The sequence below is a fragment of the Sphingomonas sp. AOB5 genome, assembly GCF_029433115.1.
Taxonomy (GTDB): domain Bacteria; phylum Pseudomonadota; class Alphaproteobacteria; order Sphingomonadales; family Sphingomonadaceae; genus Sphingomonas.
Genome location: NZ_JARNTV010000019.1, coordinates 55,933 through 66,712, shown reverse-complemented (window position 1 = coordinate 66,712; position 10,780 = coordinate 55,933). Strand labels below are relative to the sequence as shown.

Annotated in this window: 10 protein-coding genes and 1 pseudogene; 6 read left to right on the top strand and 5 right to left on the bottom strand. The window is 65.6% G+C overall.

Translation table 11 applies throughout. The features are described 5' to 3' along the window. Positions 1-328 (bottom strand): annotated as a pseudogene (locus P1X14_RS10580) (energy transducer TonB); the annotation flags it as partial. A 345-nt stretch (positions 329-673) separates the two neighbouring features. Here P1X14_RS10580 and P1X14_RS10575 point away from each other — a divergent pair. After that, positions 674-1,387, top strand: coding sequence for a hypothetical protein (locus P1X14_RS10575; RefSeq protein WP_277315321.1), 714 nt, complete (start codon positions 674-676; stop codon positions 1,385-1,387). A 60-nt stretch (positions 1,388-1,447) separates the two neighbouring features. Here the strand turns inward: P1X14_RS10575 and P1X14_RS10570 are convergent, their stop codons facing one another. After that, complete coding sequence (locus P1X14_RS10570) at positions 1,448-1,819, bottom strand: dihydroneopterin aldolase (RefSeq protein ID WP_277315320.1); 372 nt, start codon at positions 1,817-1,819, stop codon at positions 1,448-1,450. A gap of 130 nt (positions 1,820-1,949) precedes the next feature. Here P1X14_RS10570 and P1X14_RS10565 point away from each other — a divergent pair, with 130 nt between their 5' ends. Genes P1X14_RS10565 through P1X14_RS10550 form a run of 4 tightly spaced genes read left to right on the top strand, consistent with a single transcriptional unit; the run spans position 1,950 to position 4,841 of the window. Beyond that, positions 1,950-2,456, top strand: coding sequence for an N-acetyltransferase (locus tag P1X14_RS10565; protein ID WP_277315319.1), 507 nt, complete (start codon positions 1,950-1,952; stop codon positions 2,454-2,456). Positions 2,457-2,509: 53 nt separating this feature from the next. Further along, on the top strand, positions 2,510-3,079 hold the full coding sequence (locus P1X14_RS10560) for a DUF1285 domain-containing protein (protein WP_277315317.1): 570 nt from the start codon (positions 2,510-2,512) through the stop codon (positions 3,077-3,079). After that, on the top strand, positions 3,076-3,666 hold the full coding sequence (locus tag P1X14_RS10555; RefSeq protein WP_277315315.1) for a CoA pyrophosphatase: 591 nt from the start codon (positions 3,076-3,078) through the stop codon (positions 3,664-3,666). The genes P1X14_RS10560 and P1X14_RS10555 overlap by 4 nt, the downstream gene beginning before the upstream one ends. Then, entirely contained in the window at positions 3,654-4,841 is a 1,188-nt protein-coding gene (locus P1X14_RS10550; RefSeq protein ID WP_277315314.1) for a CCA tRNA nucleotidyltransferase, read from the top strand. Before P1X14_RS10555 ends, P1X14_RS10550 begins: the two co-directional genes overlap by 13 nt. Here P1X14_RS10550 and P1X14_RS10545 read toward each other — a convergent pair. After that, positions 4,826-6,430 (bottom strand): bifunctional diguanylate cyclase/phosphodiesterase, encoded by a 1,605-nt coding sequence (locus P1X14_RS10545; protein ID WP_277315325.1) that lies wholly within the window; start codon positions 6,428-6,430, stop codon positions 4,826-4,828. The two genes, P1X14_RS10550 and P1X14_RS10545, sit on opposite strands and share 16 nt — an antisense overlap. Before the next feature lie 217 nt (positions 6,431-6,647). Further along, a complete protein-coding gene (gene parC, locus P1X14_RS10540) occupies positions 6,648-8,888 on the bottom strand; it encodes a DNA topoisomerase IV subunit A (RefSeq protein ID WP_277315313.1) in 2,241 nt (746 codons plus the stop codon). Between the two features lie 89 nt (positions 8,889-8,977). Between parC and P1X14_RS10535 the strand changes: the two genes are divergently transcribed. Continuing rightward, positions 8,978-9,772 carry a hypothetical protein gene (locus tag P1X14_RS10535; protein ID WP_277315312.1) on the top strand — a complete coding sequence of 265 codons (795 nt, stop codon included), beginning with the start codon at positions 8,978-8,980 and terminating at the stop codon, positions 9,770-9,772. Here the strand turns inward: P1X14_RS10535 and P1X14_RS10530 are convergent. Continuing rightward, positions 9,733-10,668: a LysR substrate-binding domain-containing protein gene (locus P1X14_RS10530; protein ID WP_277315311.1), complete on the bottom strand. Its 936-nt coding sequence runs from the start codon at positions 10,666-10,668 to the stop codon at positions 9,733-9,735. The two genes, P1X14_RS10535 and P1X14_RS10530, sit on opposite strands and share 40 nt — an antisense overlap. Positions 10,669-10,780 lie beyond the last annotated feature (112 nt).

The window sequence follows — 10,780 nt, the reverse complement described above, 5'->3', positions numbered from 1 at the left end:
CAGGCGGACTCGTGGGCGGCGGGGGCGGCGGCTCGGGCGAGACCGACATGGTGTTCGGGCTCGGGACCGGGCTCTGCACCGGCGGCGCATAAGTCTGGGTCGGCGGCGGCGGCACAGCCTGATCAGGCGGCGGCGGAGGAGGCGGAACCTCCTCAGGCGGAGGCGGCGGATCCTTCACATCGAAGACATCCAGCTGCTCAGCCTTCTTCTTGATATATTGATAGGCCAGTCCAGTGACGAAGACGTAGCCCAGGCCAGCAACGATGAGCGCGACCATAACGATCGCGACCATTCGGCTGCCACTTGCATTCCGGTCAGCGTAAGCCATTCGGCACCGTCACTCCTCTATCCCGTTTCGCGACCCCGTACGCGGTATAGTTCGCACACGGGCTCGCCCGCCTTGCGCTCTGTGCGTCCATCGGCAGAGCGCGAGTCTCTATCGTCCTGCCCCGAACGACGCAAACCCTTTGTCGGACATTTACGACCTACCCTGCATGTGAGGCAGAATTATTTCTGTTTAAGAACGGCACATTCCGGTAACGAAGCAGGCATGAACCGTATCCCCGCACACCTGTTTTGTTGCGCGGCGGCGCTCATCGCCACCGTACCGGCCGCCGCCCAGACCCCGCCAGCCGCCGCTCAGGCCGCGCCAATTCTGCCTAGTTACGCGACCTTGGCGCGCCAAGTTATCGCGGCGCCGCTGATCATCGACGCGCGGATCCGCAGCGCGAGCCGGGTGAAGGATGCGCAGGCGACCGGCCTCGCGCCCGGACGTGCGCGTTTCTATGTCGAAGCCGATGTGCTGACGCTGATTCGCGGGAAATCCGCGGTTCCTGCCCGCATTTCCTACCTTGCCGACGTGCCGCTCGATTCGCGGGGCCGCGTGCCCAAGCTGAAGAAGCAGCGCGTATTGCTGTTCGCACGGCCGATTTCCGCGGCACCCGATCAGGTGCAACTGACCGGCGCGGACGGTCAGCGCCTGTGGCTGGCCGAGCTCGATTCGCAGATTCGCGGCATCACCCGCGAGGTGCTGGCGACCGATGCGCCGGCCGCAATTTCCAGCGTGGGGAACGCCTTCCACGTGCAGGGATCGCTGCCCGGCGAAGGCGAAACGCAGATATTCCTGCTGACCAGCACGGGCAGCCAGATTTCACTGCAGATCCTGCGCCGCCCGGGCCAGCGGCCGAGCTGGTCGGTCTCGACCGGCGATTTCATCGACGAATCGGCGGGTGCGCCACCCAAGAATACGCTGCTGTGGTACCGTCTTGCGTGCGGATTGCCGGCGCAGCTTCCGGCTTCGGCGATCGAATCGGAGGATCCGGCGGACGCGCGAATCGCGGCAGAGGACTATGCCCTTGTCCGTCGCGAACTGGGTCCCTGCGCCTGAGCCGATTCGCGTCGGCGCGTGGCTGCGGCGATGCTCAGAACGCAATGATCCCGAGCGGTTTCAGCGGCGATTCCGCACCAGAGTGATGCCGATCGACTCGCCGCCTTCGGCAATGGCGAGCTTTACGATCTTCACTTCGACCCGGCGAACCCGCGAATCGGACACGAACAGCGTGTCGCAGATATGCTCGGCGACACCCTCGATTAGGGTGAAATGCACACCCTCGGGCAATGCGGTGGTCGCCGCATGCTTGATGTCCATATAGCTTTTCGAAGCACTGAGCGGCGTATCCGGCGCGAACCGCTCGGGCAGCGCGATATCGACCGTAATCGAGATACGCACCGGCTGTGGCAGGTGCGTTTCCTCGGAATAGATGCCGGTCAGAACCTGGACTTCGAGATCGTGAACCTGGAGCTGGAGGAGGTCGTTCAAGCAACTGCCCTTCGGAAAAACTGGCCGCGCCAATAGCAGAAGCGGGACAGGGGGAAAGGCGATTCAGCCTTGCGTCAGGTGCGCACGGGTCTAAAGCGCCCGCCCCGCATATGATGGAGGATGGTTCGAAGTGATCGCATTGGTGCCGCTTGCCCAGGTTGACCCGCAGGCTGTCGAGACGTTGCTCGACCATGCTTTCGGCGCCGAGCGACGTGCGCGCACCGCGTATCGCATCCGGACCGGCACCGAAGCCATTCCCGAACTGAGCTTCGCCGCGATCGCCGCGGATGGCAGCCTGGCGGGCACGATCCAGTGCTGGCCGGTGTTGATCGCCTGTGATTCGGGCGATTCGCGGCCGCTGGTGATGGTCGGCCCGGTCGCGGTCGAGCCGGAACTCCAGCAGAGCGGCATCGGCCGCGCGCTGATGGACCGCATGCTCGAAGCCGTGCCGGAGGGCGATTCGCTGATGTTGATCGGCGATCCCGAATATTATGGCCGCTTCTTCGGCTTCACCGCGGACCGCACCGGCGCATGGCGCCTGCCGGGACCGTTCGAAGCGCGGCGGCTGCTGGCAAAGGGACCGAATGTGCCTGATTGCGCCGGCGAACTCGGACCGCGAATCCTGCAGCCTGCCTGACCGGATGGGCGTCGGCTTTGCGCTCACGCGCGCGCTGGCCTAACGACTCCGCGATGCCGAAGCCCCCTCCCCCCGATTTCGCGAACCTGTCGCTCGCCGAGATCGCGCGCTTGGTGGCCGAGAAGAAGCTGCCCCCGGTCGAGAAATGGAACCCGACCCATTGCGGGCACAGCGACATGCGGATCGCGCGCGACGGCACCTGGTTCCATCAGGGTTCGCCGATCGGCCGCGTCGCGATGGTGAAGCTATTCTCGACGATCCTGCGGCGCGAGGCGGACGGGTCGTTCGTGCTGGTGACCCCGGTCGAAAAACTGGACATCGAAGTAGAAGACGCGCCTTTTCAAGCCGTTGAGCTGAAGGCCGAGGGCGAAGGCGAGCGCATGCGGCTGGCCTTCCGGCTCAACACCGACGACCTCGTCACCGCCGGGCCGGAGCATGCGATCCGGTTCGAGGGCAATGCGGAGGGCGGCCCCCGCCCCTATCTGCACGTGCGCGGCGGGCTGGAAGCACTGGTGAGCCGCAGCGTCTATTACGAGCTGGCGCAGATCGCGCTTTCGAACGGCAGCGAGCCGCCCGGCGTGTGGAGCGATGGTGCCTTCTTCGCGCTCGAGCCGGTGCAATGACGCTGGCCGAACGCCTGCGCGCGGCGCTGGAGACGCAGCATGAGCCGATCCTGCTGACCGGGGACCATCACGACTTCGATCCCGATGCGGCGACCCATCCCGCCGCAGTGCTGGTGGCGGTGACCGACCGCGCCGATCCCGGTGTGATCCTGACCCAGCGCAACGCGAACATGAGACGTCATGCCGGGCAGGTCGCCTTTCCCGGCGGTCGGATCGATCCCGAGGATGATGGCCCCATCGCCGCTGCGCTGCGCGAGGCGGAGGAGGAAATCGCCCTGCCCCGCGCTCAGGTGCAGGTGGTGGGCACCTCGGATCGCTATCGCACCATCACCGGCTATTGCGTGACCCCGGTCATTGGCGTGGTGGCGCCCGATATCGCGCTGGTCCCGGCCGAAGCCGAAGTGGCCGATGTGTTCGAAGTGCCGCTCAGCTTCCTGCTCGATCCGGCCAATCACAGCGAAGGCACCGCCTTCTATCAGGGCCTTGAGCGCCGCTATTACGAGATACCGTGGGAGGGCCGCCGCATCTGGGGCGCGACCGCGGCAATGATCGTCAACCTTTCGAGACGCCTGCAATGGACCGCGTGACCATTCTTCCCCATGCCGACTGGCAGGACCGGCCCGGCCTGGCCGGGCTGGCGCGCGTGCTGACTCCGGCGCGATATGTGGGCGGCGCAGTGCGCGACACGCTGCTGGGGATCCCTGTCGCCGATATCGACATCGCGACACCGCATGCGCCCGAACTGGCGATGGACATGCTGAAGGAAGCCGGCATCCGCGTCGTTCCGACCGGCATCGCGCATGGCACGATCACCGCAGTGCTGGAGAGCGGACCGGTGGAAGTGACCACGCTGCGCCGCGACGTCTCGACCGACGGGCGGCACGCGACGGTCGCGTTTACGAACGACTGGCGCGAGGATGCAGCGCGGCGCGACTTCACGATGAACGCGCTCTATGCTGATCCCATTTCGGGACAGATTTACGATTATTTCGGCGGGTTGGACGACCTCGAAGCGCGCCGGGTGCGCTTCATCGGCGATCCGTTGCAGCGAATCGCCGAGGATCATCTGCGAATCCTGCGCTTCTTCCGTTTTCTGGCGCGGTTCGGCAGCGAGCCGGATGCCGAGGGGCTTGCCGCATGCGAAACGCGGGCGAAGGACCTGATGGCACTGAGCCGCGAGCGGATCGCCGATGAACTGCTCAAGCTGCTGGTCGCGAAGGATGCGGTGGCGGTGATGCGGCTGATGATCGAGCGCGGCATCCTGCTTCCGGTGGTGCCGGAGATCGATATGGCTGGTGTCGACCGGCTGGCGAAGGCCGCGGCGAACGAAGCCGCTGCGGAGCTGCCCGCCGATGCGATCCGGCGCCTCGCGGCGCTGTTGCCGGCGGATGCGAAAATCAACGATGTGGTGGGTGCGCGGCTGAAACTGTCCAAGGCCCAGCGCAAGCAACTGGCCTCGGCGATTGCGCCGCACGCGTTCGGTTCGTCGTACGAGCTGAGCTATCGCATCGGCCGCGAGCATGCGTTCGACCTGCTGGTGATGCGCGAGGATGGCCCCGCCCTGATCGCACAGATCAAGATGTGGGACCCGCCAAAGCTGCCGATCACCGGCGGTGCGCTGGTCGAGCGCGGGCTGAGCAAGGGTCCGGACGTCGCGCGTGTGCTGCGCACTGTCGAGGATCAATGGATCGCGGAAGGTTTCCCCGATGCGGCGCGGGTCGCGGAAATCGCCGATGCGCAGGTAACTCAGGCGTTGCGCTGATCGATCAGGCGGAACGCTTCGCTCTCTTCGAGCGGGCGGGCGTAGAGGAAGCCCTGGCCATAGGTGCAGCCGAGCGCCGCGAGAGTCTGGGCCAGTTCGTTGGTCTCGATGCCCTCGGCCGTCGTCTGCATCCCCAGCGCCTGGGCCAGTGACAGGATGGCGCGGACGATGGCGATCTTGTCGCGATCGGCCAGCATGCCCGACACGAAGCTGCGGTCGATCTTGAGCAGGTCGATCGGCAGCTTCTGCAGATAGGCCAGGTTCGAATAGCCGGTGCCGAAATCGTCCATCGCCAGCGTGGCGCCGAGATCCTTCAGCGCGCGCATCGTCTGGGCGATGCGGTCCGGATCGGTGACGATGGCGCTTTCGGTGAGTTCCAGCGTGAGGCGGGTGCCGTCGATGCCGTGCCGGTCGAGCGCGGCGCGGACCATGGTGGGGATCTGATCGCGCTGGAGTTGGATCGCCGAGAGATTGACCGCGACCTTCACGCCGCAATCGCCGCCCGCTTCGACGTCCCATGACGCCAGCGTGCGCGCGGCCTCGTCCATCGCCCAGCGGCCGAGCGGCACGATCAGGCCCGATTCCTCGGCGACCGGGATGAACTCGTTGGGCGAGAGGCTGACGCCGTCCTCGTTGGTCCAGCGGGCAAGCGCTTCGAACGAAGTGATGCGGCCGCTGGCGAGATCGCAGATCGGCTGGAAATAGAGCGACAATGCCCCTTCCTCGATCGCGCGGCGCAGCTCGGTCTCCATGCCGAACTGTTCGCGGGCGATGTCGAAGGCGCGAGTCTGATAGGTTTCGGTGCGGCTCGATTGCTTGGAGCGCTTCACCGCGAACTGGGCGTTGCGGACCAGATCCTCGCTGTCGCCGTCATTGTCCGAACCGAGTGCGATGCCGATGGCGCAATCGACGCGGATCTCGAAGTCCGACAGTCGGAACGGATTGGCGAGCGCGGCCTGGATACGCTTGGCGACATGGAGCGCGTCATTGGGGCCATCATCGAGCGCGAGCAGCACGCCGAACTCGTCGCCATTGAGGCGGGCAAGCACGTCGCGGCCGCGCAGCGCGCCCTTCAGGCGGCGGGCGACCGAGATCAGCAGTTCGTCGCCGGCAAGGCCGCCCATGCAGGCGTTGACCCGGCTGAAGCGATCGAGATTGACCACCAGCACGGCATAATCGGCCGCAGTCTCCGGACCGATCGCGGCTTCGACTTCGTCGCTGAAGCCCGCACGATTGGGCAGCCCGGTGAGGCTGTCGGTCATCATCTCGCGGCGGAGCGACTGTTCGGTGCGCAGTTCGGCGGTCTGGTCGATCAGGCTGACCAGCGCGCGATCGAGGCCGCGGACATTGGCGCGACGGGCGAAGGTGACGCGGAAATAGCGGCAATCGACTTCGTCGCCGAACTGCCAGTTGATCTCCTGATGCGTGTGGTCCGATTCGAAGAAGCGGCGCAGGTGCGGGCCGAGCAGGCGGACGACGGGCGATTCGGAAGCGATCGTGCCCAGTCCGGCGAGGCGAAACGGGCGGTTTACGGCTTCGAACTGGAAGTCACGGCCGCGCTGTTCGATCACCGCGGCGGGGATCGGCATGAGGTCCAGAACCGCGGCGCTGGCGGCTGGGCCGCACGCGAGCACATCCGCTCCCACCGGTTGTTCCGGCGGGGCCTTTTCCGCATCTGAGTTCCGCTTGTTCGGCACCATCGCGAACGTGGCTAACCCGGATTAGTTAAGACGCTCTGAAGCACGGCTTATTTCGCAGCCGTAATGGGCAGTTAGCGCGATTCCGGCGTGGGCCGGGAGAACGGTGTCAGAACTTGTTGTCGCGCGGGAAGCCGGTAGGCGGCATTCGGCCGGCCGCGCCCCGGGCTGCACGCCAGGGCGTGAGATCGGTTTCCGAGCGCGTCCGGCCCGAATCGCCGCCCATCGCCCAGCTGAGCCCGTCCACCATGCGGAAGGTCCGCACATCGGACAGGCCACCATCGCGATAGCGCTGCAACTGGACACCCTGCCCGCGTGCCATTTCGGCGACTTCGGAGAGCGGAAAGACCAGCAATTTGCGATTGTCGCCGATGGCGGCAACCGCATCGTCATCGGCCGCGATCGGCTTGACCAGCTTGAGATGGGCGCCGGGACGCGGCGTGACGACCTGCTTGCCCTTGCGGGTCTCGGCGATGACGTCTTCGCTCTTCACGATGAAGCCGCGGCCGTCGGTCGCGGCCACAAGCAGCTTCGCGGCGGCGTTGGCGGGCAGCAGGGTGACGATCTGACGCTCGCCCTCAAGGTCGATCATCAGCCGCACCGGCTCGCCGAAACCGCGCCCGCCGGGCAGCTTGTCGGCACCCAGCGTATAGAATCGGCCATTATCGGCGGCGAGGAGCAGCTTGTCGGTCGTCTGGGCGTGGAAGGCGAGGAACGGGCCGTCGCCTTCCTTGAACTTCAGCGCATCGCCGCCAAGCTCCTCGACATGCCCCTTCATCGCGCGGATCCAGCCGCGCTGCGACAGGATGACGGTGATCGGCTCGCGCTCGATCATCGCCTCGAGCGGGATTTCGCGTGCGGGTGCGGCCTCCTCGATGCTGGTGCGGCGCTTTCCGAGCAAAGTCTCGGGGCCGTAGCGGTCGCGGATCTTGCCGAGGTCGCGCTTCATCCGGGTGCGCTGGCGCGCATCGGACGAGAGGAGCAGCTCCAGTTCGGCCTGTTCCTTCTCCAGCCCCTCCTTCTCGCGGCGAAGCTCCATTTCCTCGAGCTTGCGCAGCGAACGCAGGCGCATGTTGAGGATGGCTTCGGCCTGACGGTCGGTCAGCTGGAACTCGGCGATCATCACCGGCTTGGGCTCGTCCTCGGTGCGGATGATCTCGATCACCCGGTCGAGATTGAGGAAGGCAATAATGTAGCCGCCGACCAGTTCGAGCCGGTCCGCGATCTTGGCCAGCCGATGCTCGGACTTGCGGCGCAGCACCACGAACTGATGCTCGACCCAGGCGGCCAGCGCATCGCGCAGGCTCATCACCCGCGGCGTGCGGTTCTTGTCGAGCACGTTGAGGTTGAGCGGCACGCGGACTTCGAGGTCCGACATGCGATAGAGGCTGTGGATCAGATCCTCGGCATTCACCGTGCGGCTGCGCGGTTCGATGACGACGCGGATATCCTCGGCGGATTCGTCGCGGACATCGCCCAGGATCGGCAGCTTCTTCTCGTTGATCAGTTCGGCAATGCCCTCGATCAGCTTGCCCTTCTGCACCCCGTAGGGGATTTCCGAGACGACCAGGTGCCAACCGCCGCCCTTCTCGATCACCTTCTCGATCCGCGCGCGAACGCGGAAGCTGCCGCGGCCGGTATTGTATGCCTCGGCGATGGCGAGTGAGCTGTCGGCGACGATGCCGCCGGTTGGGAAATCGGGGCCTTTCACATAATCGAGGACGTTCGCCTGCGGATTGTCGATCAGCGCGACCGCAGCGTCTAGCAGTTCGGCAGCATTGTGCGGCGGGATCGACGTCGCCATGCCCACCGCGATGCCGGCGGCACCATTGGCGAGCAGATTGGGGAACATGCCGGGGAACAGCTCCGGCTCTTCCTCTTCGCCATTATAGGTCGGGCGGAAATCGGTGGCGTTCTCGTCCAGGCCGTCCATCAGGTCGATCGCGACCTGGGTCAGCCGGGCCTCGGTATAACGATAGGCCGCGGCGTTATCGCCGTCGATGTTGCCGAAATTGCCCTGCCCGTCGACCAGCGGGTAGCGCAGCGAGAAGGTCTGGGCGAGGCGGACCATCGCGTCATAGACCGACTGGTCGCCATGCGGATGGTATTTGCCGATCACGTCGCCGACGACGCGCGCACACTTCTTATACCCCTGCGCCGGATCGAGCCGCAGCAGCCGCATCGCCCAGAGCAGGCGACGATGGACCGGCTTCAGCCCGTCGCGCACGTCCGGCAGCGAACGCGCAGTGATCGTCGACATGGCGTAGACGAGATAGCGCTCGGAAAGCGCGCTATCGAAGGGAACGTCGGACGAGCCAGCGGGTTCGTTAAGATCGGTATCGAGTGCCATTATGTTCTCGATAGCAGCGCTTTTCGCGAGTTGCGAGGCGGTGACGAAAATACTAGTGTATTAGTTTAGTAAATCACATGGAGGTCGCGATGCGGTTCGCACTCACAGCGTCTTGCCTGCTGATGGCCGGAACCGCCACGGCCCAGCCATCACCGGTCGGCCGCACCTTCCATTACGAGCGCACCAATCGCGACGGCAGCGAGCCGGAGCAGATCTATATGCACCGTGCGGCGGAGGATCGGGTTGTCGTCTACAAGATGGTCGAGCGCTGCACGCGTTCGGCGCTGGTGACCGCGACGATCGATCCGGAGACGGGTGAGGCGACGAAGCTGGTCGCGGCGCGGCTGGAGCCAGGCGCGAAGAGTCAGGCCTATGCCGAGATGGTGTTCGATCCGGCGAAGAAGCGGATCGACGCAACCATCGCGGGCAATCCGCCGACGAAGCTGGCGCTCGATGTGCCGATGCGGCCGTGGCATCTCTACGACTATGACCTCGGCACGCTGGCGGCGGCGATGCAGGCGCAACCGGGATCGCGCAAGAGCTTCGGATTCGGCATGGCGCTGGTATGGCCGGGTAGCCCCTCCCCGCTGATCTGGACGGGCGAAGCAACGGCGCGGTTCGTGGGGATCGAGCGGCATCTGGACCGCAACACATTGCGCTTTGACGTCAGCGGACCCGCGTTCGGCGACAAGGGCGGCGGGCCTTTATGGGTCGATGCGCGATCCGGCTATATCGTCGACGTGCAATGGGGCCGTCCCAATCACGACAATTACCGCGATTTCCGGCTGAAGCTGATCGGCGAGGAACCGGCAGGCGACGCGGCGTGGACCGCGCTGCTGACACGTCACTTCGAAGGCTGTCCCGGCGGCACCAGCGCGCCATAGGGATCGTTGCCCAGCGCCAGACGCGCTTCGGGCAGCAGCCATTCGCGAAACGCGCGGATCTTGGCCAGGCCACGCTTGTTCTCGGGATAGACCAGCCAGAAGCCGTTGCGATAATTGACGAAGTGCGGATGGACCTCGACGAGCTGGCCGGCGTCGATCGCGGTCTGCCACATGGGCGGGCTGAGGATCGCCACGCCATGCCCTGCGATCGCCGCGCTGCCGTCGAGTATTTGCGATTCGAAGCGGATCGACGGCGCCGAGCGGCTCTCCGGCATGCCCGCCACCGCGGATTCGATCCACAAATCCCACCAGTCATCGTCGGGCGACAGGCGCGGCAGCTTCAGCACATCCGCAGCCTCGAGAACCGGCGGGTGCGCGGCGAGCAATGCGGGGCTGGCCATCGGCATGACCGGCATACCCATCACGAAATGCGACTCAAGGCCGGGCCATGGCGCAGGCGCGCCGCGAATGCCCATGTCTGCATCGCCGGCGGCCAGATCGACGATCTCGTCGCCGACATGCATGCGCACCGCCAATTCGGGACGCGCCATCTGGAAGCTGCCGATCCGCGCCGCCAGCCAATTGGTGGCGAAGGTGCGCGGCGCGCTGATCGTCAGCACGCCTTCGCTCTCGGCGCGGACCGATCCGAACGCCTCGCCCATCGTATCGAATGCCGAGGTCACCTGTGGCGCGATGCGGCGGCCATGATCGGTAAGCGCGATCCCGCGGCCGCTGCGCGCGAACAAAGGTGCGCCCAGACGCTCCTCCAGCAGCTTCATCTGATAGCTGACCGCGGCCTGGGTCATGCCCAGTTCCTCGGCAGCGCGGGTGAAATTGCCGTGACGAGCCGCGGCTTCGAACACGCGTACGGCGGCGAGCGGAGGTAGTCTGCGCATCGCCAATTCATAAGTCACACTTGTTTCTCATGTCCAACGATTTGTTGGCGCTTTGTTCGCCCACGGCGCATCTGGGCGGCGTCGCCCGACAGGGCAGAAACCGGAGTAACAC

What these genes read in the sequence shown, in the direction of transcription:
- P1X14_RS10545 (WP_277315325.1), bottom strand. Translation starts at nt 6,430, where the DNA reads ATGCCGATCCCCGCCGCGGTGATCGAACAGCGCGGCCGTGACTTCCAG.
- P1X14_RS10560 (WP_277315317.1), top strand. Translation starts at nt 2,510, where the DNA reads ATGCCGAAGCCCCCTCCCCCCGATTTCGCGAACCTGTCGCTCGCCGAG.
- P1X14_RS10535 (WP_277315312.1), top strand. Translation starts at nt 8,978, where the DNA reads ATGCGGTTCGCACTCACAGCGTCTTGCCTGCTGATGGCCGGAACCGCC.
- parC (WP_277315313.1), bottom strand. Translation starts at nt 8,888, where the DNA reads ATGGCACTCGATACCGATCTTAACGAACCCGCTGGCTCGTCCGACGTT.
- P1X14_RS10550 (WP_277315314.1), top strand. Translation starts at nt 3,654, where the DNA reads ATGGACCGCGTGACCATTCTTCCCCATGCCGACTGGCAGGACCGGCCC.
- P1X14_RS10530 (WP_277315311.1), bottom strand. Translation starts at nt 10,668, where the DNA reads ATGCGCAGACTACCTCCGCTCGCCGCCGTACGCGTGTTCGAAGCCGCG.
- P1X14_RS10555 (WP_277315315.1), top strand. Translation starts at nt 3,076, where the DNA reads ATGACGCTGGCCGAACGCCTGCGCGCGGCGCTGGAGACGCAGCATGAG.